The sequence below is a fragment of the Micromonospora sp. NPDC049359 genome, assembly GCF_044466585.1.
Lineage (GTDB): Bacteria > Actinomycetota > Actinomycetes > Mycobacteriales > Micromonosporaceae > Micromonospora.
In genome coordinates this window covers 137,058-157,629 of record NZ_JBITMW010000013.1, presented here as the reverse complement: position 1 = coordinate 157,629, position 20,572 = coordinate 137,058, and the positions used below count along the sequence as shown (strand labels likewise).

Annotated in this window: 20 protein-coding genes; 16 read left to right on the top strand and 4 right to left on the bottom strand. The window is 73.2% G+C overall.

Annotated features, from left to right (window positions below; all coding sequences use genetic code 11):
* Positions 1–174 precede the first annotated feature (174 nt).
* Complete coding sequence (locus ACIBTX_RS26780) at positions 175–1,314, top strand: oxalate decarboxylase family bicupin (RefSeq protein ID WP_363661362.1); 1,140 nt, start codon at positions 175–177, stop codon at positions 1,312–1,314.
* Positions 1,315–1,428: 114 nt separating this feature from the next.
* Here ACIBTX_RS26780 and ACIBTX_RS26775 read toward each other — a convergent pair whose 3' ends face one another.
* Together ACIBTX_RS26775 and ACIBTX_RS26770 are read right to left on the bottom strand one after the other, a co-directional pair.
* Positions 1,429–2,514, bottom strand: a complete 1,086-nt coding sequence (locus ACIBTX_RS26775) for a DUF3866 family protein (protein WP_357119231.1) — start codon at positions 2,512–2,514, stop codon at positions 1,429–1,431.
* Positions 2,515–2,574: 60 nt separating this feature from the next.
* Positions 2,575–3,576 (bottom strand): cation diffusion facilitator family transporter, encoded by a 1,002-nt coding sequence (locus tag ACIBTX_RS26770; RefSeq protein ID WP_357119228.1) that lies wholly within the window; start codon positions 3,574–3,576, stop codon positions 2,575–2,577.
* A 119-nt stretch (positions 3,577–3,695) separates the two neighbouring features.
* Here ACIBTX_RS26770 and ACIBTX_RS26765 point away from each other — a divergent pair, with 119 nt between their 5' ends.
* The 6 genes from ACIBTX_RS26765 (at position 3,696) to ACIBTX_RS26740 (ending at position 8,551) form a co-directional block, all read left to right on the top strand.
* Positions 3,696–4,694, top strand: a complete 999-nt coding sequence (locus ACIBTX_RS26765; protein WP_357119225.1) for a WYL domain-containing protein — start codon at positions 3,696–3,698, stop codon at positions 4,692–4,694.
* Positions 4,691–5,755 (top strand): YafY family protein, encoded by a 1,065-nt coding sequence (locus ACIBTX_RS26760; RefSeq protein ID WP_357119222.1) that lies wholly within the window; start codon positions 4,691–4,693, stop codon positions 5,753–5,755. Before ACIBTX_RS26765 ends, ACIBTX_RS26760 begins: the two co-directional genes overlap by 4 nt.
* Before the next feature lie 10 nt (positions 5,756–5,765).
* Positions 5,766–6,011: a hypothetical protein gene (locus tag ACIBTX_RS26755; RefSeq protein ID WP_357119219.1), complete on the top strand. Its 246-nt coding sequence runs from the start codon at positions 5,766–5,768 to the stop codon at positions 6,009–6,011.
* Positions 6,012–6,169: 158 nt separating this feature from the next.
* On the top strand, positions 6,170–6,484 hold the full coding sequence (gene tatA, locus ACIBTX_RS26750; protein WP_355233542.1) for a Sec-independent protein translocase subunit TatA: 315 nt from the start codon (positions 6,170–6,172) through the stop codon (positions 6,482–6,484).
* 18 nt (positions 6,485–6,502) lie between these two features.
* On the top strand, positions 6,503–7,453 hold the full coding sequence (gene tatC, locus ACIBTX_RS26745) for a twin-arginine translocase subunit TatC (protein WP_357119216.1): 951 nt from the start codon (positions 6,503–6,505) through the stop codon (positions 7,451–7,453).
* Positions 7,454–7,597: 144 nt separating this feature from the next.
* Positions 7,598–8,551, top strand: a complete 954-nt coding sequence (locus ACIBTX_RS26740) for a diacylglycerol kinase (RefSeq protein WP_396833160.1) — start codon at positions 7,598–7,600, stop codon at positions 8,549–8,551.
* On the opposite strand, the gene ACIBTX_RS26735 is transcribed toward ACIBTX_RS26740, so the two are convergent.
* Both ACIBTX_RS26735 and ACIBTX_RS26730 read right to left on the bottom strand, forming a co-directional pair.
* On the bottom strand, positions 8,514–9,425 hold the full coding sequence (locus ACIBTX_RS26735) for an EamA family transporter (RefSeq protein WP_357119213.1): 912 nt from the start codon (positions 9,423–9,425) through the stop codon (positions 8,514–8,516). The genes ACIBTX_RS26740 and ACIBTX_RS26735 overlap by 38 nt on opposite strands.
* Positions 9,426–9,490: 65 nt before the next feature.
* Entirely contained in the window at positions 9,491–10,252 is a 762-nt protein-coding gene (locus tag ACIBTX_RS26730; RefSeq protein ID WP_357170293.1) for an HAD family hydrolase, read from the bottom strand.
* 86 nt (positions 10,253–10,338) lie between these two features.
* Between ACIBTX_RS26730 and ACIBTX_RS26725 the strand changes: the two genes are divergently transcribed.
* The 9 genes from ACIBTX_RS26725 (at position 10,339) to ACIBTX_RS26685 (ending at position 20,568) form a co-directional block, all read left to right on the top strand.
* Positions 10,339–13,140: a DEAD/DEAH box helicase gene (locus ACIBTX_RS26725; RefSeq protein ID WP_357119207.1), complete on the top strand. Its 2,802-nt coding sequence runs from the start codon at positions 10,339–10,341 to the stop codon at positions 13,138–13,140.
* 165 nt (positions 13,141–13,305) lie between these two features.
* Complete coding sequence (locus tag ACIBTX_RS26720) at positions 13,306–14,190, top strand: MHYT domain-containing protein (RefSeq protein WP_357119204.1); 885 nt, start codon at positions 13,306–13,308, stop codon at positions 14,188–14,190.
* 275 nt (positions 14,191–14,465) lie between these two features.
* Positions 14,466–15,317 (top strand): fumarylacetoacetate hydrolase family protein, encoded by an 852-nt coding sequence (locus tag ACIBTX_RS26715; RefSeq protein WP_357119201.1) that lies wholly within the window; start codon positions 14,466–14,468, stop codon positions 15,315–15,317.
* A complete protein-coding gene (locus ACIBTX_RS26710) occupies positions 15,314–16,063 on the top strand; it encodes an SDR family oxidoreductase (RefSeq protein ID WP_357119198.1) in 750 nt (249 codons plus the stop codon). The genes ACIBTX_RS26715 and ACIBTX_RS26710 overlap by 4 nt, the downstream gene beginning before the upstream one ends.
* 19 nt (positions 16,064–16,082) lie before the next feature.
* The gene (locus tag ACIBTX_RS26705; protein WP_357119195.1) at positions 16,083–16,838 is read left to right on the top strand and encodes a (Fe-S)-binding protein; all 756 of its coding nucleotides are present in this window, start codon (positions 16,083–16,085) and stop codon (positions 16,836–16,838) included.
* A gap of 20 nt (positions 16,839–16,858) precedes the next feature.
* Positions 16,859–18,280, top strand: a complete 1,422-nt coding sequence (locus ACIBTX_RS26700) for a LutB/LldF family L-lactate oxidation iron-sulfur protein (RefSeq protein ID WP_357119483.1) — start codon at positions 16,859–16,861, stop codon at positions 18,278–18,280.
* Complete coding sequence (locus tag ACIBTX_RS26695) at positions 18,262–18,876, top strand: LUD domain-containing protein (RefSeq protein WP_357119192.1); 615 nt, start codon at positions 18,262–18,264, stop codon at positions 18,874–18,876. The genes ACIBTX_RS26700 and ACIBTX_RS26695 overlap by 19 nt, the downstream gene beginning before the upstream one ends.
* An 83-nt stretch (positions 18,877–18,959) precedes the next feature.
* On the top strand, positions 18,960–19,535 hold the full coding sequence (locus ACIBTX_RS26690) for a TetR/AcrR family transcriptional regulator (protein WP_357119189.1): 576 nt from the start codon (positions 18,960–18,962) through the stop codon (positions 19,533–19,535).
* 49 nt (positions 19,536–19,584) lie between these two features.
* A complete protein-coding gene (locus ACIBTX_RS26685) occupies positions 19,585–20,568 on the top strand; it encodes a zinc-dependent alcohol dehydrogenase family protein (RefSeq protein ID WP_357119186.1) in 984 nt (327 codons plus the stop codon).
* The last annotated feature ends 4 nt before the right edge of the window (positions 20,569–20,572 follow it).

The window sequence follows — 20,572 nt, the reverse complement described above, 5'->3', positions numbered from 1 at the left end:
GCACGGTGTCCGGTGATCGCTGCCCCGCGCGGTGTCGGACGTGCTGACCCGTCGGGGCCAGGGGTTGGCCCGGCCGGGTCGCCCCACCGGGTATCCGCTGGCCGTCGCCGTCGCGGGCCGTCCTGCCGCCCAGTGGGCCGGCGGCGCGAGGACGCGACGACGCGGGAGGCGATCATGAACGACCCGACGGTGCCCCAGCCCGAACGCGACGGTGAGGGCTGGGTGGACCCCGGGCCACGCGACGTGGTCCGCGACCGGCAGAACCCCGATCTGTTGACTCCACCGAGCACGGACGCGGGCACGCTGCCGAACCTGCGGTTCTCCTTCTCGGACGCGCACACCCGGGTGCAGCGCGGCGGATGGACCCGGGAGGTGACCGTACGGGAGTTGCCCATCGCCACCGAGCTCAGTGGCGTGGACATGGCGCTGGAACCGGGCGGGTACCGGGAGCTGCACTGGCACAAGCAGTCCGAGTGGGCGTACGTGTCGCGTGGCAGCGCCCGGATCAGCGCCGTCGACCAGGAGGGCCGCAACTTCCTCGACGACGTACGCGCCGGCGACCTGTGGTTCTTCCCGCAGGGGGTGCCGCACCACATCCAGGCGCTCGACGAGGGTGTGGAGTTCCTGCTGGTCTTCGACGACGGCGCGTTCACCGAGAACGGCACGTTCCTGATCAGCGACTTCTTCGCGCACACCCCGAAGGAGGTGCTGGCCAAGAACTTCGGGTGGCGGCTCGATCAGCTCGACTCGATCCCCGAGCGGGAAAAGTACATCTTCGCCGGGCAGGTGCCGCCGCCGCTGGACCAGGACCGCGTCGTCAGCCCGACCGGGGACGTGCCCCGCAGCCTCAGTCACCGGCTGCTCGCCCAGCAGCCGCAGCGGTTCCCGGGCGGGCAGGTCCGCATCGCCGACGTCACCCAGTTCGCCGCGGCCACCACGATCTGCGCCGCGCTGGTCGAGGTGGATCCGGGCGGGATGCGGGAACTGCACTGGCACCCCACCGACGACGAGTGGCAGTACTACCTGTCTGGCCACGGTCGGATGGGCGTGTTCGCCAGTCAGGGCGTGGCCGGCACCTTCGACATGCGCGCCGGTGACGTCGGGTACGTGCCGTTCGCCTACGGCCACTACATCGAGAACCTCGGCACCGAGCCGCTGGTGTTCCTGGAGATGTTCCGCAAGCCCCGGTTCGAGTCCGTCTCGCTGACCCAGTGGATGGCGAACACCCCGCCCGAGGTCAGCGCCGACACCCTCAACCTGCCCCGAGAACTCATCGAGGCCCTACCCCGAGACCAACGCCCCGTGATCCGCTAACCCCACCGATTGCCCCCGGTGATCAAGAGGTTCGCGTCAATATCGCGCCGGATTCTGACGCAAACCTCTTGATCACCGGGGGTGGGGGTGGGGTGGGGTGGGGTGGGGTTGGGGTTAGGGGAGGTGGGTGGTGGCTTGGCGGCCGGCGGCTGCTGCTGCCAGGAAGTAGGCGTGGTCGGCGTCCAGGGGGCGGCCCATGGTGGACAGGGGGACGGGGCTGGCGCGCAGCGCGGCGTCGAGGCCGGCGGTGGGCACCTGCACGATCCGGTGCCGGGCCGCCAGCGGCGCCAGGGCGGCGTCGACCTCGGCGGCCAGGGCCGGGTCCAGGCCGTCGGGCACCACCAACTCCGCCGGGGCGAGCGCCACCCGGCCGTACGCGGTGAGGCTGTGGTGCGACACCCCGTTGTGCCGGGGGCGGGGGTCGGCGTCGGAGATGCGCAGCGAGCCGACCGGCCGCCCGCCGAGCGTGGCGATCGCGTTGACCGCCTCACCGACGGCGACACCGGAGAAGCCCCACCGGGTGCCGGTGCCCAGGTTGCCGGGGCCCTGCGCCACGATCGCCACGTCGGCGCGCAGCACGTGGTGGGCGGCGAGCAGACCGCCGTGCAGGGTGGTGGCCTCGAGGTCACCGCCGAACGCCTGCCCGACGGTGATCGTCCCGACCAGCTCGTCGCGCAGCCCGGCCAGGGTGCGGGAGAACCAGGCCGGCAGCGCGCCACCGTCGGTGAGCAGGTACGCGACCCGCGCCCGAGGGGCGTCGGCCCGGATGCCGGCCAGGATCGCCGGCAACGCCGAGTGCAGGTCGGCGGTGACCACGGGCAGGCCGCCCAGGTCGTCGGCGTCGGCCAGCATGGCCCGGTGCGGGGACGCCTCCTCGTCGACACCGAGCAGGATCGGCTGCAACGGCGTGTAGCGGGCCTTGACCAGGTGCCCGGCGTCGCGGGTGTCGCCGGCGTCCGGCGGGTCCGGGGGCAGCCGGTCCGGCACCGCCACCACGAGGGCGTACCCGCCGGTGCCCAGCCCCATCAGCAGCGCGCCGGCGTTGAGCAGCACCCGGTCGCCGGGCTCGGGCGTGCCGACCAGCTCGGGATAGGCCAGCGCCCGCATGCGCGTGCCGTCGGGCAGGTCGACGTCGAGTTCCACCGCCCCGGTCCACTGCCGTCGCAGCGCCGCCACCGTCCCCGTACGCCATCGCACCATGACGGGCACGCTAGCCGCGCGGGCGCGGCGGACCGCGACCGGGTGCGACGCCGCTCGGGTTCAGGTCCGCTCGTCGCCGGGGGAGGCGGGCGGCGCGGCCTGGGTGTGGCGGGCGGTGCCGGTGGCGCCCGGCAGTGAGCGGGTCGGGTCGAGGAAGACGAACCGGATCTCCGGGTAGCGCTCGGTGAGCCGCCGCTCGGCCTCGTCGGCCGTGGTCTCGATCTGCGCGCCGGTGGCCTCGTCGCGGAAGTCGACCTTCGCGGCGACGAGGATGTCGTCCGGGCCGAGCTGCATGGTCAGCAGGGTGTCGATGCGTTCCACCTCGGGCAGGCCGGCCAGTTCCTGCTCGATCTCGCGACGCAGCCGCTCCGGGACGGCCCGGCCGACCAGCAGCGACAGGTTGTTGCTGGCGAGGATCCCGGCGACGGTCAGCAGCAGCAGGCCGATGAGGATCGACGCGACGCCGTCCCACACCTCGTCGCCGGTGGCGTGCGACAGGCCGACGCCGAGCCCCGCGAGCACCAGGCCGATCAGGGCCGCGCTGTCCTCCAGGAAGACGGCCTTGACGGTGGTGTCGGCGGTGAGCCGCAGGAACCGTCGCGGGGTGGTCTGCCAGCGCTCGGACTCGCGCCGGACCTGCCGCACGGCCCGGGCCAGCGAGATCGACTCGATGACGAACGAGACCGCCAGCACGATGTACGACACGAGGTAGTCGCCGCTGTGCTCGTGCACGAGGATCGTGGTGACGCCGTGGGTGACGGCGAAACCGGCGCCGGCCACGAAGGTGAACATCGCGGCGAAGAACGCCCAGACGTAGCTCTCCTTGCCGTACCCGAAGGGGTGCCGTTTGTCGGCCGGCCGGGCGCCCCGGCGCAGCGCCTGAAACAGCAGCACCTCGGTGGTGGTGTCGGCGACCGAGTGCGCCGCCTCGGACAGCATCGCGGCCGACCCCGAGATCAGCCCGGCGACCAGCTTGGCGACCGCGATGGCGAGGTTGGCGACGCCCGCGACGACCACGGTGCCGACGCTCTCGCTCTCGGTCTTCATCCCGGCTTGCGACATGAGGGAAACCCTATGGCGGTGAGCGGCGGCGCGCCGGGGGAGGACCCGATCCGAACAAGTGTGCGGCACGCCCCGCGTGGGTGCACGATGTGGGCGCGTCGGCTGCTAGCGTCTACCGCGTGTCGCGGACCCGCACCGAACGCCTGGTCAACCTGGTGATCTGCCTGCTGTCCACGCGACGGTTCCTGACCGCCGCGCAGATCGCCGCGACCGTGCCCGGCTACGAGCACGATCCCGACGACGCGCGCGACCACGAGGCGTTCCAGCGCAAGTTCGAGCGGGACAAGGCCGAGCTGCGCGAGTTGGGCGTCCCCCTGGAGACCGGCACGGCCAGCGTCTTCGACGCCGAGCCCGGCTACCGCATCGCCCACCGCGAGTACGCGCTGCCCGACATCCCCCTCGAACCGGACGAGGCCGCCGCCGTCGGCATCGCCGCCCGGCTGTGGCAGCACGCCGGGCTGGCCGCCGCCGCGTCCTCCGGGCTGGCCAAGCTGCGCGCCGCCGGGGTGGACGTCGACCCGCAGGCCACCCTCGGCCTGGAGCCGATGGTCACCGTCGACCCGGCGTTCGCGCCGCTGACCGCCGCCGCCCGGGACCGCCGGGAGGTGGGCTTCGACTACCGGGTACCCGACCGGGACGCCCCCAGCCGCCGCCGGCTCCAACCGTGGGGCGTGGTCTGCTGGCGGGGCCGGTGGTACGTGGTCGGCCACGACCTGGACCGGGACGCCACCCGCTGCTTCCGCCTCTCCCGGGTGGTCGGCGCCGTCCGGGTGACCGGCGCGTCCGGCGCCTACGAGCCGCCGCTGGGAGAAGACCTGATCAGTCACGTGGCCCGCTGGTCCGGGCCGGTGGAGCGCACCGGCCGGGCGACCGTGCTGGCCGCGCCCGGCCGGGCCGCCGGGCTGCGTCGGTGGGCGGTCGAGGTGACCGCCGGGCCGGACGGCGACCGCCTGGTCCTGCCGTACGCCGACCCGGACGGTCTGGCCGGCCACCTTGTCGGGTACGGGCCGGACGTCCGCGTGCTCGACCCGCCGGAGGTCCGCGAGGCGGTCATCCAGCGGCTCAAGGAGATCGCGGTCCGCCACGACGAGCTGGCGGTTTCCGGGGGTGCCCGGTGACCCGCCCGGCCGCCCGCGGCGGTTCCAAGACCTCCGCCGACCGGTTGGCGCGCCTGCTCAACCTGGTGCCCTACCTGCTGGCCCGACCGGGCATCGAGGTCGCCGAGGCGGCCGGTGACCTGGGTGTCACCGAACGACAGCTCCGGGAGGACCTGGAGCTGCTGTGGGTGTGCGGGCTGCCCGGTTACGGCCCCGGTGATCTGATCGACATGGCGTTCGACGGCGACCGGGTGACCATCACCTACGACGCCGGCATCGACCGGCCGCTGCGGCTCACCCCCGACGAGGCCCTCGCGCTCGTGGTGGCGCTGCGGATGCTCGCCGAGACCCCCGGCGTCGCCAACCGGGACGCCATCGAACGGGCCCTCGCCAAGATCGAGGACGCCGCCGGTGACCTGGTGGGCGCGCCGGTCGCGGTCCGGCTCCCCGGGGACACCCGGCGGGTCGAGGCGCTGCGCGCCGCCGTGGAGGGCGGCCGAGCGCTGCGGATCACCTACTACACGGCGGCCCGGGACGAGACCACCGAGCGGGTGATCGACCCGCTGCGGATGCTGATGGTCGGCGGTCGGGCGTACGTGGAGGCGTGGTGCCGGCGCGCGGAGGCGGTGCGGCTGTTCCGCGCCGACCGGATCGACGCGATAACCGAGCTGGACGAGCCGGCCGCCGTTCCGCCGCAGGCCGTCCCGCACGATCGCACCGAGGGGGTCTTCCGGCCGTCGCCCGACCTGCCGCTGATCACCCTGCGGATCGGGCGCGGCGAACGGTGGATCACCGAGTACTACCCGTGCGAGCGGGTCGAGGCCGGCGACGGTGACCAGTGGCTCGTCTCGCTGCGCGTGACCGACCTGGGGTGGGCGCGACGGTTCGTGCTCGGCCTCGGCCCGGACGTCACCGTGGTCGCCCCCGTTGAGCTGGCCGAGCAGGTCCGAGCGACCGCGTCCGCCGCGCTCGACGCGTACGCGGTGCCCGCGCCGGTGACGCGGCTGCCCGACGACGACCGCACGGCCGCGGCCCCCGGAGCGCCGTCGGGCGATCCGGCGGTGGCCGGCCGCACCCAGTAGGCTGGCCGGCGTGCTGATCTGGATCGTGCTCGCGCTGGTGCTGCTCCCGCTCGTGGCGCTCGCGCTGGCCGTACGCCCGGTGCTGGCCCGGCTGCCCAAGCTGCGCCGCGCCGCCGAGGCGTTGCAGCGCCGGGCCGGTGAGGCGGAGGCGCTGCGGGAGACCGCCGAGGCGTTGCAGCAGCGCGCCGAGGGCGTCCAACGTCAGCTCGACACCGCCCAGCAGCGCCTTGAGCTGATCAAGGCCAAGCGCGGCTGACCGCGCCGTCGGCCCAGGTGGTTGACGGATCATCGCGCGTTGGTCAAGACTTCACCGGCCGGGCCGATCCATCACCACCCGGCGGGTGGCATCGCACCGATCCGCACGTACGATGGGCTGCGTACCACCCCCCGGACACAGAGCGACTGGAGCTTCTCATGGGTGCCCTCAAGCCGTGGCACATCGCCGTTCTCGTGGTTGTGCTGATCCTGCTCTTCGGTGCGAAGCGGCTTCCGGACGCGGCCCGTTCGCTGGGTCGCTCGCTGCGGATCATCAAGGCCGAGACCAAGAGCCTGCAGGACGACGACCGCGACCTGGCCGAGAAGGCCGACGCGCAGGCCGGCTACCAGCCGTTGCCGCCGCACGCCGGGCAGCAGGCGCCGTACGCCGGGCAGCCGCAGCAGCCGCCGTACCAGCAGGCGCCGGCGCAGCAGCCGGTCGTCGACCCGGTGCACCGCGTCCGCGACAACTGACCGAAGGGCCTTCGCACCGTGGCCTTCGCCCTGCGTAAGCGCGGCCCGAGCACGTTCGAGCGGGCCGCCGACGGCTCGATGACGCTCATCGAGCACGTCCGTGAGCTGCGCAACCGTCTGTTCCGCGCCTCGCTGGCGATCCTGGTCGGTTTCGGCTTCGGCATCTGGCTGGCCGAGCCGGTGCGGCATTTGCTGTCGCAGCCGTACTGCGACCTGCCGGGGTCGAAGGACGCGTCCGGCAAGTGCCTGTTCGTCCAGCTCGGCCCGGCGGACCTCTTCCTGCTGAACCTGAAGATCGGCCTCTGGGTGGGCCTGATCATCGCGGCGCCGATCTGGCTCTACCAGCTCTGGGCGTTCATCGCGCCCGGGTTGCACCGGCACGAGCGGCGCTACGCGTACGCGTTCACGGCCCTGGCGGCGCCGCTGTTCGCCGCCGGCGCGGTGTTGGCCTTCTTCGTCACCGCCAAGGGCCTCGAGTTCCTGATGAACGTGTCCGGCGATGACATCTCGACCACGCTGGAAGTCACCCGGTACATCTCCTTCGTCACCAACCTGATCCTGCTGTTCGGGGTGGCGTTCGAGTTCCCGCTGATCGTGCTGATGCTCAACTTCGTCGGCCTGGCCAGCGCGAAGCGGCTGCTGAGCTGGTGGCGGGTGGCGATCTTCGTGTTCTTCGCGTTCTCCGCCGTGGTCACCCCCACCCCCGACCCGTTCGGGATGACCGCCCTGGCGGTCTGCCTCTCCGCGCTCTACTTCGGCGCGGTGGGCATCGCGTTCATCAACGACCGGCGGCGGGGTCGCGGCAAGGAGGTCTACGCCGGTCTCGACGACGACGAGGTCTCGCCGCTGGAGTTCGACCCGGACCCGGTCGTGGCCGGGCAGCGGGTCGACGCGACCGCGCCGATCGGCGCTCCGGAGCCGATCGCGAAGCCGGCGCCGATCGAACGCCGTTACGACGACATGACCTGACGGCCCCGCGCCGCCAGAGCCAGCCGACGCCGTCCCCGCCAGGTGGGGGCGGCGTCGCTGTGTCCGCCGTCGACCGATTCGAGCCGCCCGGTGGGTTGGGAGCGCTACCTCCGCACGATGAACATCAGATGTACGACGAGTACGGTGCTGGCCGTGACCGTGAAAGAGTTTCGGCCCGGACCGGCGGAGGACGCCGCGTCGGCCGCCGGCCCGGTGGCCGTGCTCGCCAACCCGACGGCCGGCCGGGGACGGCGGCGGGCCCTGCTGCCCCGACTGCTGGACGGGCTGTCCGCCGCCGGCCGGCCGGTGACGGTGCTGTCGGCGTCCACCCCCGATGAGGCGGAGGTGGCCTGTCGGACGGCGGTCGCCGAGGGCGCGGGCGCGCTGGTCGCGATCGGCGGAGACGGCACCGTGCACCGGGCGCTGCAGGCCGTGGCCGGCACCGACATCCCGTTCGGACCGGTGCCCGCCGGCACCGGCAACGACTTCGCGATCGACACCGGTTTTCCCGCCGATCCGGTCGCCGCCGTGGAGGTGATCGCCGAGGCGCTGCGTACCGGCCGGAGCCGCGAGGTCGACCTGGCCCGGATGACGGGCGTCGATGGCGCGCAACGCTGGTACGGCGCGGTCCTCGCGGCGGGCTTCGACGCGATCGTCAACGAGCGGGCCAACCGGATGCGGTGGCCGCGCGGCCCCCGCCGGTACGACCTGGCGATCCTGATCGAGATGGCCCGCCTGAAGCCGCGGCGCTACACGATGCGCCTCGACGGGGTGGTGCACGACATGGACGCGGTGCTGGTGGCGGTGGGCAACTGCCCGTCGTACGGCGGTGGGATGCGGATCTGCCCCGACGCCGACCCGACCGACGGGCTGCTGGACGTGGTGGTGGCCGGTCGGGCGGACCGGCGCACGATGATCCGGGTGAAGCCGCACATCTACCAGGGCACCCACGTCGAGCACCCGGTGGTGAGCAGCTACCGGGCCCGTACGGTGGAGTTGGCCGCCGACGGGATCGTCACGTACGCCGACGGGGAACGCTCGCTCGGCCTCCCGGTGACGATCACCGCAGTGCCCGGGGCCCTGCGACTGCTGCGCTGACCCGTACCGCGCCGATGCTGGCGGCGATGACCAACACGATGGCGACGCACTCCGACACGGTCAGCGCCTGGCGCAGCACCAGCCAGCCGGCGAGGGTGGCGACGGCTGGGCCGAGACTCATCAGCACCGCGAAGGTGGCGGTGGGCATCCGGCGCAGCGCCAGCAGTTCCAGGGTGTACGGCAGGCCGGAGGCGAGCACCGCGAGGGCCGCGCCGAACGCGAGCACCTGCGGGTCGAGCAGGACCGCGCCGCCGTCGACGATGCCCAGCGGCAGGGTGACCAGCGCGGCCAGGGTGAGCGCGAGGGCGAGCCCGTCCGCGCCGGGGAACCGGCCGCCGACGCGGGCGCTGAGCACGATGTACGCGGCCCACATCGTGCCCGCGCCGAACGCGAACGCCACGCCGGCCGGATTGAGCCGGTCGAAGCCGCCCTGCCCGAGCAGCGCCACCCCGGCCAGCGCGAGTCCCGCCCAGCACCAGCTCGCCAGCCGGCGGGCGGTGAACACCGACAGGGCGAGGGGACCGAGCACCTCAAGCGTCACCGTCGGTCCGAGCGGGATGCGTTCGATGGCCTGGTAGAACAGCGAGTTCATGCCGGCCAGGGCCAGCCCGAACGCGCCGACGGCGAGCCAGGCCGAGCGGTCGTGTCCGCGCAGTCGCGGCCGGCACACGACGAGCAGCAACACCGCCGAGATCGTCAGCCGCAGGGTGACCGCCCCGGCCACGCCGGTACGCGGAAAGAGCAGCGCGGCGACGGCGGAGCCGAACTGGACCGACAGCGCCCCGCCGAGCACCAGCCCCACGGCGAGGACACCACCGTGCCGCTGTGGGGGCGCGTCGGTCGGTGTCGACGCAGGCAGGAGGGTGTCCGTCACGGCCCTGACGCTAGGCGGTGGGCTCCGGGGACGCGCGGGCGGCCTCGACGCGGATCAGCCCGGGGTCAGGCGGGCAGGGCCAGGTCGAGGACCGCGCCCAGCCCGTTCTCCCGGCCCGGCTCGGCGGCCGGCAGCACCAGCACCGCGCAGCCGGCGGCCACCGCGCCCGCGTCGGCCGGGCTGTCGCCGACCATCAACGTCTGCTCCGGGTCGACGCCCAGCATCCCGCAGGCGCGCCAGAAGATCGCCGGGTCGGGCTTGCAGCGCCCCACCTCGTACGACAGCACGAACGCGTCGACGAGGTCGGTCAACCCCCAGGCGTCGAAGTGCGGGCGCAGGTCGAAACCGATGTTGCTGACCACCGCGACGCGTACGCCGGCGTCGCGCAGCGCGGCCAGCGTGGGGGCCGTGTCCGGGTAGGGCACCCAGCCCTCGGCGATCAGCAGCCGCTCGTAGAGCGCGTCGGGCAAGCCCTCGATGCCGGCGTCCACGGTCTCGGCCAGCCCGGTGTACGCCCCCCGGTGGGCGTGCGGGTAGAGGTCCCGGTCGGCCCACAGCTCGGCCAGCCGGGGCGGCACCCGGGCCGGTAGCGGGCCGCCCGCGCGGCCGGCGGTCAGCAGGCGGTCGGCCAGCGAGGTGGCGCGGACCCGGTCCAGGGTGACCCCGCACGCCGCCGCGGCCTCCAGCACCCACTGCCGAGGCTCCTCCACCTGGGCCAGGGTGCCGTGGAAGTCGAAGAGCACCGCCTTCACGGGCCGTCGGGACGTCCGGCGGGCGGTGGCGCTGCCCGGCGGAGTGGTCTGGGGCGGTTCGGCATGGTCCGGCACGCCGTGCACCCTACCGACCCTCGCCGACAGCCCTGCCGGACGGCCTTGTGGGGTGCACTGTGCCGGCACGCACTAATCTTGGTGCCATGTCGAGCCCCGCCGAGCGGTACGCCGCGGCGCGCCGCCGGACCGCGCAGGCCTCCGAGTTTCCGGCGTTGGACGAGTTCGCCCTGGACCTGGGGTTCGACCTCGACGACTTCCAGCGCGAGGCGTGTCAGTCGTTGGAGCGGGGCAGCGGTGTGCTGGTGTGCGCCCCGACCGGCGCCGGCAAGACCGTGGTCGGCGAGTTCGCCGTACACCTGGCTCTGCGGGGGCGGCCCGACGACCCGGCGGCGGCCGGCGGCGCGACGCCGCCGACGACCCGGCGCAAGTGCTTCTACACGACGCCGATCAAGGCGCTGTCCAACCAGAAGTACCACGACCTCGTCGACCGGTACGGCGCCGAGCAGGTTGGCCTGTTGACCGGCGACAACGCGATCAACGGCGACGCGCCCGTGGTGGTGATGACCACCGAGGTGCTGCGCAACATGCTCTACGCGGGCTCCAGCACGTTGCAGGGGCTCGCCTACGTGGTGATGGACGAGGTGCACTACCTCGCCGACCGGTTCCGCGGCGGCGTGTGGGAAGAGGTGATCATCCACCTGCCGGAGTCGGTCACCCTGGTCTCGTTGTCGGCGACCGTGTCGAACGCCGAGGAGTTCGCCGACTGGCTGGTCACCGTGCGCGGCGAGACCGCCGTGGTGGTCAGCGAGCATCGGCCGGTGCCGCTGTGGCAGCACATGCTGGTCGGCAAGCGGATGTTCGACCTGTTCCACGACGCCGACGCCGCCCGCAAGCACGACGTGCACCCGGAGCTGCTGCGCTACACCCGCGACACGATGCGCCGGCTGGAGCTGGGCGAGGGGCGCAGCGCCGGGCCGGGCTCCGGACGCCGAGGTCCGCGCTGGCGCGGCCCGATCCGCCCGGACATCGTGGACCGGCTGGACCGGGAGGGTCTGCTGCCGGCCATCCTGTTCATCTTCAGCCGCGCGGGCTGCGCCGCCGCCGTGCAGCAGTGCCTGGCCGCCGGGCTGCGGCTCACCTCGCCCGAGGAGCGCGCCGAGATCCGCCGGGTGGTCGAGTCCCGGGTCACCGCCATCCCCGGCGAGGACCTGACGGTGCTGGGCTACTGGGAGTGGCTGGACGGCCTGGAGCGCGGCCTCGCCGCCCACCACGCCGGCATGCTGCCGGTGTTCAAGGAGGTCGTCGAGGAGCTGTTCGTCCGGGGCCTGGTCAAGGCGGTCTTCGCCACCGAGACCCTCGCGCTGGGCATCAACATGCCGGCGCGCTGCGTGGTGCTGGAACGCCTCGTCAAGTACAACGGCGAGGCGCACGTCGACCTGACCCCGGGGGAGTACACCCAGCTCACCGGCCGCGCCGGCCGGCGGGGCATCGACGTCGAGGGGCACGCCGTGGTGGTGTGGTCCCCGGAGACCGACCCGCGGCACGTGGCCGGGCTCGCCTCCACCCGCACCTATCCGCTGCGGTCCAGCTTCCGCCCGTCGTACAACATGGCGGTGAACCTGGTCGGCTCGGTCGGCGCGGAGCCCGCCCGGGCGCTGCTGGAGTCCTCGTTCGCCCAGTTCCAGGCCGACCGGTCGGTGGTCGGCCTGGCGCGGCAGGTGCAGCGCAACACCGAGACCATCGAGGCGTACGGCGCGGAGGCCGCCTGCCACCACGGCGACTTCGACGAGTACTTCGCGCTGCGGGTGGCGATCGCCGACCGGGAGAAGGCCATCGCCCGGCAGGGGCAGACCCAGCGCAAGGCCGCGGCCGTGGCGTCGCTGGAGCGGCTGCGTATCGGCGACGTGATCCGTGTTCCGTCGGGCCGTCGGGCCGGTCTGGCCGTCGTGCTGGACCCGGCGACCGGCGGGTTCGGCGAACCTCGTCCGCTGGTACTCACCCAGGACCGCTGGGCGGGGCGGGTCAGCCCGGGGGACTTCACCACGCCCGCCGAGGTGTTGGCCCGGATCCGGGTGCCCAAGCACTTCAACCACCGCTCGCCGGGGGCCCGGCGGGACCTCGCCGCCGAGGTCAGCGGCACCGGCCTGGACCGGCACGGTGGCCGCCGAGGTGGCCGCTCCCGGCAGACGCCCGGCGAGGACCACCGGCTCAGCCAGCTCCGCACCGAGCTGCGTAACCACCCCTGTCACGCCTGCCCGGAGCGGGAGGAGCACGCCCGCTGGGCGGAGCGCCGCCGTCGTCTCGAACGGGACACCGACGAGCTGCGTGAGCGGGTGTCCGGGCGTACCGGGTCCCTCGCCCGGACGTTCGACCGGATCGTCGCGCTGCTGACCGAGCGTGGATACCTCGGCCGCGACGGCGCGGTCACCGACGCCGGTCGGATGCTCGGCCGGATCTGGACCGAGGCGGATCTGCTGGTCGCCGAGTGTCTGCGTCGACGCGTGTGGGACGGGCTCTCCCCGGCCGAGCTGGCCGCCGCGGTGTCCGTGGTGGTCTTCGAGGCGCGCCGCGACGTCGACGAGCGGGCCTCCCTGCCGCGCGGCCCGGTCTCCGACGCCGTGGACGAGACGCTGAAGCTGTGGGGCGAGATCGAGGCCGACGAGGCCGCCCGTGGACTGGCCGCTACCCGCGAGCCGGATCTGGGCTTCGCCTGGCCGGTCTACCGGTGGGCCCGGGGCGAGGCCCTGGCGAAGGTGCTCGGCAGCGGGCACGAGATTGACGGCGAGATGCCGGCCGGCGACTTCGTCCGGTGGGCGCGGCAGGTGGTCGACCTTCTTGGTCAACTTTCCGACTCGGGCGGCGCGTCGCCGGAGCTGCGTGCCACGGCCCGGCAGGCCATAGCGGCCATCAACCGGGGAGTGCTCGCGTACCACACCTCCACCTGATGATCACTTTCGGTCAACCGGGTCGGTGAATCGACGCATCGGACGGTCACCGTGACGGCACCCCACGAATAGCCCGGGGGTGCTATTGCGCCTGCTCGGAGCACCCCTGATCATTGCCCGGGCGCTGTGCATACGCGCCGGTAACGAGTGGGGAGAAACATCGCCGTGGCGGACATCAATCACTTTGAGTACGGGTGGATCACGCCCGCGCTGAGCTACGCGCTGTCGGTGCTCGGGTCGGTCCTGGGGCTCGTCTGCGCCGGCCGCATCCGCACGGCCCATACCGCCCGCCAGCGCGCCTGGTGGGGCCTGCTGGCCGCCTGGGCGCTCGGCGGCACCGCCATCTGGGCCATGCACTTCATGGCCATGCTCGGCTTCGCCGTCGACGGCACCCGCATCCGGTACGACGTGCCGCTCACCGCCGCCAGCACCGCCATCGCGGTGGTCGCCGTCGGCATCGGCCTGGCGATCGTCGGCACCGGCCGGCTGAACCCGGTACGCCTCATCGCCGGCGGCGTGTTCACCGGCGCCGGGGTCGCCGCCATGCACTACACCGGCATGGCGGCGATGCGCCTCAACGGCAGCCTCGGCTACGACACCATCCGGGTCGTCCTCTCCGTGGTCATCGCGGTCGTCGCCGCGACCGTGGCCCTGTGGCTCGCGATGACCGTCCGGCGCGGCCTGGCGATCTTCGCCTCCGCTCTGGTCATGGGCGTCGCGGTGAACGGCATGCACTTCACCGGCATGAGCGCCCTCTCGGTGCACCTGCACGAGCGCTCGGGCGGAGTGACCGGCGCCGGGGTGAGCGCCCTGCTGGTGCCGATCGTCGTGGCGGTGATCTTCGGCGTGGTCGGGCTGCTCTACGCCCTGCTCGCCGCCCCCACCGACGACGACCTGGCCGCCGCCGCGTACCTGGACGCGCGCCGGACCCCGGAGCCCACCCCGGCCGCGCCGGCAGCCGCCCCGGACCCGGTCGGGCTGCGCGCCCGCTCCACCCTCGGGCAGCCCGGCACCCCGTTCCCCTCCCGCCGGGACACCCCGTCGCGCTGACGCCGGCCGGTGCCGTCCGGCGCTGAGGCGACCCGGACCGCATGATCCACACGACATCAGCGATGTGGGGGTGACCTGTTCTTGGGTCACCCCCACATCGGCGATCTGGTGTCGATCATCGCGCCACCCGGCCGACGCGGCGCGTGCGGCGCGGTGGCCGCGTCCCAGTCCGCCGACCGAGGTGATCCCGCTGTGCGGGCGGCGAGGCGTGTCGGTGTTGAATGCGGTGGTGTCCGCCACCCCCCGCGATTCAGCCGGACACAGAGGAGGGTGAGATGAACTTCCAGCGCCTCGGCCCGAGCGGCCAGGAGATCCCGGTCGTCCAGCACGACGGTACGGCCTTCGACCTGCGGCCACTCACCGCCGACCTGGACGGGGCGTTCTGGGCGTCGGACGGGATCGCCCGGACGCGCGGCGCGCTCGACCGGGGCGAGCTGACCGAGCTGCCCGGGGCCGCGTCGCTGCGGGTGGGCGCTCCGGTGGCGCGTCCAGCGAAGATCGTCTGCATCGGACTGAACTACCGCGACCACGCCGCGGAGACCGGCGCGGCGCTGCCCGCCGAGCCGGTGGTCTTCATGAAGGACCCGATGACCATCGTCGGGCCGTACGACGACGTGCTCGTTCCCCGTGGCTCGACCAAGACCGACTGGGAGGTCGAACTCGCGGTCGTCGTCGGGAAGACTATCCGGTACGCCGACTCTCCGGAGCAGGCGTTGCGGCACGTCGCCGGGTACGCGGTGTCGCACGACGTCTCCGAGCGCGCCTTCCAGTTGGAGCGCGGCGGCCAGTGGGACAAGGGCAAGAGCTGCGAGACCTTCAACCCGCTGGGGCCGGGTCTCGTGCCGGCCGACGAGGTCGAGGACCCGCAGTCGCTCGCGCTGCGTCTGTGGGTCAACGGCGTGCTCCGCCAGGACGGGTCCACCGCCAACATGATCTTCCCGGTGGCGCACGTGCTCTGGTACCTGAGCCAGTTCATGGTCCTGTACCCGGGCGACGTCATCAACACGGGAACGCCGGCCGGGGTGGCGCTGGGTCTTCCGGATCACCCGTACCTGCGCGCCGGTGACGTCGTGGAGCTGGAGGTCGCCGGCCTGGGCCGGGCACGCCAGACGCTGGTGGCGGCATGACCGCGGAGTTCGCCGGGCTGGCCGCGATCGTCACGGGCGGCTCGTCCGGCATCGGACGCGCCACCGCCGTGGAGTTGCGTGCTCGGGGCGCCCGGGTGGCGGTCCTCGACCTCGACCCGAGCGGGCTTGACGACGGCATCGCGGGCATCACCGCCGACGTGTCGAGCCGGCCATCGGTGGACGCGGCGGTCGCCGAGGCGGCCACCGTGCTCGGCGGCCTCGACGTGGTGGTCAACAACGCCGGCATCGGCGCGACCGGCACCGTCGCCGACCAGGGCGACGACGAGTGGCACCGGGTGCTCGACGTCAACGTGGTCGGCATGGCCCGGGTGGTCAGCGCCGCGCTGCCCTGGCTGCGCCGCTCGGAGCACGCGTCGGTCGTCAACATCTCGTCCATCGCGGCGCTCAACGGGCTGCCGGGCCGCGCGCTCTACTCGGCCAGCAAGGGCGCCGTGCTGTCGCTGACCCTCGCCATGGCCACCGACCATGTCCGCGAGGGCATCCGGTTCAACTGCGTCTGCCCCGGCACGGCCGACACGCCGTGGGTGGGACGACTGCTCGCGCAGGCGGGCGACCCGGCGGCCGAGCGCGCGGCGCTGCGGGCCCGCCAACCCATCGGACGGCTGGTCACCCCGGAGGAGGTCGCCAACGCGATCCTCTACCTCGCGTCACCCCGATCGGCGTCGACCACGGGTACGGTGTTGGACGTCGACGGTGGGGTCACCCACCTGCGGGTCCGACCGTGACGACGGGCGGGGGTGTGCCGTGCGGATCGCGCTCTTCGTGACCTGCCTGGCCGACACCATGTTCCCGCAGGCGGCCACGGCGACCGTACGGCTGCTGGAACGGCTCGGCCACGAGGTCGTCTTCCCGACCGAGCAGACCTGCTGCGGGCAGATGCACGTCAACACCGGCTACCGGCGCGAGGCCGTGCCGCTGGTGCGCCGCCACGTGCGTACCTTCGATCCGTACGACGTGATCGTCGCGCCGTCCGGCTCCTGCGTCGGGTCGGTCCGGCACCAGCACGCGATGGTGGCCCGGCAGGCGGGCGACGAGGGCCTGGCCGACCGGGCCGAGTCGGTGGCCGCGCGGACGTACGAGTTGTCGGAGCTGCTCGTGGACGTGCTCGGCGTGACCGACGTCGGCGCGTACTACCCGCACCGGGTCACCTACCACCCGACCTGCCACTCGCTGCGGATGCTGCGGGTGGGCGACCGGCCGCGACAGCTGCTGCGCGAGGTGCGCGGCCTCGACCTGGTCGAGTTGCCGGCGGCGGAGCAGTGCTGCGGCTTCGGTGGCACGTTCGCCGTGAAGAACCCGGAGACGTCCACGGCCATGCTGGCGGACAAGATGCGCCACGTGCTGGACACTGGCGCCGACGTGTGCGCCGCCGGTGACGTGTCCTGCCTCATGCACATCGGCGGTGGACTGTCCCGGCTGCGCACCGGGGTGCGTACCGTGCACCTCGCCGAGATCCTGGCGTCGACGGAGACCAGCGGCGCAGCGGCGGCCCGGTCGTGACCCGCCGCACGTTCCTCGGCATGCCGGCGACCGCGCCGCCCGGCGTGGGGCACCTGCGCGGCGACGAGTCGTTCCCGACCGCAGCGCGGCGCAGCCTGGCCGACCCGCAACTGCGGCGGAACCTGCGGCACGCGACGACGACGATCCGGACCAAGTCCGGGTCAGTGATCGCCGAGCAGGCCGACTGGGAGCAGTTGCGCGCGGCCGGCGCGGCCATCAAGACCGACACCCTGCACCGCCTTCCCGAGCTGCTGGAACAGCTCGAGACGAAGGTCGCGGCGGCCGGCGGTGTGGTGCACTGGGCGACGGACGCGATCGAGGCCAACCGCATCGTCACCGACCTCGTCCAGGCGGCCGGCGCGGACCGCGTCATCAAGGTCAAGTCGATGGCGACCCAGGAGATCGGCCTCAACGAGGCCCTGGAGGCGGCCGGGATCACCGCCGTCGAGACCGACCTCGCGGAGCTGATCGTGCAGCTCGGCGACGACCGGCCGAGCCACATCCTGGTACCCGCGATCCACCGCAACCGCGCCGAGATCCGTGAGATCTTCCTGCGCGAGATGCCCGGCGTCGACCCCGCGCTCACCGACGACCCGACCGCCCTGGCAGCCGCCGCGCGCCGGTTCCTGCGCCAGACCTTCCTGAGTACGCCGGTGGCGGTGTCCGGCGCGAACTTCGCCGTCGCCGAGACCGGCACCCTCGCCGTGGTGGAGTCCGAGGGCAACGGCCGGATGTGCCTCACCCTGCCGGAAACCCTCATCACCGTCATGGGCGTGGAGAAGGTGGTGCCCACCTGGCGCGATCTGGAGGTTTTCCTCCAACTCCTGCCGCGCGCGTCGACGGGGGAGCGGATGAACCCGTACACCTCGATGTGGACGGGCGTCACCCCCGGCGACGGGCCGCAGGCGTTTCACCTGGTCCTGCTGGACAACGGGCGCAGCGCGGTGCTCGCCGACGAGCTGGGTCGGCAGGCGCTGCGGTGCATCCGCTGCTCGGCGTGCCTCAACGTGTGCCCGGTGTACGAGCGCGCGGGCGGGCACGCGTACGGATCGGTGTATCCCGGGCCCATCGGGGCGGTGCTGTCTCCCCAGCTCACCGGCATCGAGGACAATGCTTCCCTGCCGTACGCGTCGACGCTCTGCGGCGCCTGCTACGACGCCTGCCCGGTGAAGATCAACATCCCGGAGTTGCTGGTGCACCTGCGCGCCGAGGCCGTCGAGGCGCGGCGGCGACCCACGGCCGAGTCGATCGCGATGGCCGCCGCCGCGTACACGATGGACCGACCCCGGTTGTACGCGGCCGGGCAGCGCGCGGCCCGGCTGAGCCGGCTCGCCGGTCGGCGGGGTCGGGGCCTGCCCCCGCCGCTGAACGGCTGGACCGCCAGCCGCGACCTGCCCGACCCGCCGGAGCAGACGTTCCGCGAATGGTGGGCCGATCGGTGACGTCCCGCGACCTCGTCCTCGGCCGGCTGCGTGCCGCGCTCGCCGGCAGTCCCGCCGATCCGGTGCCGGTGCCGCGCGACTACCGGCGGGCCGCCGACGCGGACCTCGACCAGTTGGCGCAGCGGCTGACCGACTACCGGGCCCACGTACACCGGATTCCCGAGGCCGCCGTCGCCGACACGATCGCCGACATTCTGCCGGCGGGCGGCACGGTCGTCGTACCCCCGGGTCTGGCCCCCGCCTGGCTGCCGGCGACGGTGACCGCGCTGCCCGACGACGGCCTCGACCACGCGCGGATCGGCGCGGCGGACGGGGTCGTCACCGCCGCTGCGGTCGCGATCGCCGAGACCGGGACGGTGGTCCTCGACGGCTCGCCCGACCAGGGACGCCGCGTGCTCAGCCTCCTGCCGGACCTGCACATCTGCGTGGTCCGCGCCGACCAGGTGGTGGCCACCGTTCCCGAGGCCCTGGCCCGGCTGACGCCGCAGCGCCCGCTGACCTGGATCAGCGGGCCGTCGGCGACCAGCGACATCGAGCTGATCCGCGTCGAGGGCGTGCACGGCCCGCGTCGCCTGCACGTCCTCCTGTTGCCCTGACCCACGACTGTCACGGTGTGTGACGGCACTCATGTGGGCTCCCTTAATCGAACGGACTAGTCTGTTCGATTAAGGGAGGGGCCATGGCTACGAAGATCAGGAAGACCACCACCGAGGAGCGGATCCTCAACACCGCCGCCGAGCTGTTCTACGCCCACGGACTGCGGGGTGTCGGCATCGAGCAGGTCATCGCCGAGAGCGGGGTGGCCAAGTCGACCCTGTACGTCCACTTCCGTACCAAGAACGACCTTGTGGCCGCCTACCTGCGCCGCACCGACGACTCGTGGATGGCGCAGTTGCAGCGGGCCGCCGAGCGCGCCGGCGCTCGGCCGGCGGACCAGCTCGTCGGTCTCTTCGACGCCCTCCTGGACGCGTTCGACCGACACGGCTTTTTCGGATGCCCCTTCGTCAGCGCTGCCGTGGAGGCATCGTTGGACTCGGAAGCCCGCGCCATCACCATCCGGCACACCGAGCGGCGCCAGACGTGGCTCACCGAGTTGACCAGGCAGGCCGGTGCGAGCGATCCGGCCGGCCTCGCCCGCCAGATCGGGCTCCTGATCGACGGCGCGTTGGCCTCGGGTCGCCTCCTGCAGGACCGGGTGGTCGTGCACGAGGCGAAGAACGCCGCCCGGTCGCTGGTCGCTCACCAGACGACATGACAAAGACCAACAATGTGCTCATCAGCAGTGGAAAGGGTGAGGTAGCGCCATGCGCGCGGTAGTGCTCAACGAGTTCGGCGGCCCGCTCGTCGTCGAGGAGGTCGACACGCCGGTCCCCGGCGCGGGGCAGGTGCTCGTCCGAGTCGCGGCCAGTGGCGTCAACCCCCTGGACGCCAAGATCCGGGAGGGGAAGGCGCCGCACGCCCGGAACCATCCGCCCGTCGTCCTCGGCCTGGACCTGGCCGGGGTCGTGGCGGAGGTCGGGCCGGGTGTCGTCGGCTTCGCCGAGGGTGACGAGGTGTACGGCCTCACCGGCGGAGTCGGTGATGTTCAGGGGTCGCTCGCCGAGTACGCGGCCGTCGACGCCCGGCTGCTGGCCCGCACCGCGAAGGCGTGGAGCCTGCGCGAGGCGGCGGCGTTGCCGCTGGCCGTCATCACCAGTTGGGAGGCGCTGGTGCACCGGGCGCAGGTGCGCGCCGGCCAGCGGGTCCTGGTGCACGGTGGCGCGGGTGGCGTCGGACAGGCCGCCATCCAGATCGCCCGCGCCCGGGGCGCGGAGGTCTTCGCCACCGGTTCACCCCGGAACCTGGAGACCATCGCACGGCTCGGCGCGACGCCGATCGACTACAACGCCACCGAGGTCGCGGACTACGTGGCCGCGCACACCGGCGGCGAGGGCTTCGACGTCGTCTTCGACACCGTCGGCGGCGCCACCCTGGACAAGTCCTTCACCGCCGTGCGCACCTACACCGGCCGCGTGGTGAGCGCGCTCGGTTGGGGTACGCACAGCCTCGCGCCGCTGTCGTTCCGGGGTGCCAGCTACTCCGGCGTCTTCACCCTGCTGCCACTGCTGACCGGTCAGGGGCGCGACGCGCACGGCGAGATCCTGCGCGAGGCCAGCGCCCTCGGCGACGCGGGCGCGCTGCGGCCGATCGTCGACCCCCGACGGTTCACGCTGGACACCGTCGCGGACGCCCACGCTCTCGTGGAAGCCGGCGCCAGCACCGGCAAGATCGTCATCGACGTGCCCTGAGCAG

Coding starts and splice junctions, on each gene's coding strand:
- ACIBTX_RS26775 (WP_357119231.1), bottom strand. CDS start 2,514: ATGGTGCGATGGCGTACGGGGACGGTGGCGGCGCTGCGACGGCAGTGG.
- ACIBTX_RS26780 (WP_363661362.1), top strand. CDS start 175: ATGAACGACCCGACGGTGCCCCAGCCCGAACGCGACGGTGAGGGCTGG.
- ACIBTX_RS26695 (WP_357119192.1), top strand. CDS start 18,262: ATGGTGGGCCGATCGGTGACGTCCCGCGACCTCGTCCTCGGCCGGCTG.
- ACIBTX_RS26770 (WP_357119228.1), bottom strand. CDS start 3,576: ATGTCGCAAGCCGGGATGAAGACCGAGAGCGAGAGCGTCGGCACCGTG.
- ACIBTX_RS26710 (WP_357119198.1), top strand. CDS start 15,314: ATGACCGCGGAGTTCGCCGGGCTGGCCGCGATCGTCACGGGCGGCTCG.
- tatA (WP_355233542.1), top strand. CDS start 6,170: ATGGGTGCCCTCAAGCCGTGGCACATCGCCGTTCTCGTGGTTGTGCTG.
- ACIBTX_RS26715 (WP_357119201.1), top strand. CDS start 14,466: ATGAACTTCCAGCGCCTCGGCCCGAGCGGCCAGGAGATCCCGGTCGTC.
- ACIBTX_RS26690 (WP_357119189.1), top strand. CDS start 18,960: ATGGCTACGAAGATCAGGAAGACCACCACCGAGGAGCGGATCCTCAAC.
- ACIBTX_RS26685 (WP_357119186.1), top strand. CDS start 19,585: ATGCGCGCGGTAGTGCTCAACGAGTTCGGCGGCCCGCTCGTCGTCGAG.
- ACIBTX_RS26725 (WP_357119207.1), top strand. CDS start 10,339: ATGTCGAGCCCCGCCGAGCGGTACGCCGCGGCGCGCCGCCGGACCGCG.
- ACIBTX_RS26700 (WP_357119483.1), top strand. CDS start 16,859: ATGCCGGCGACCGCGCCGCCCGGCGTGGGGCACCTGCGCGGCGACGAG.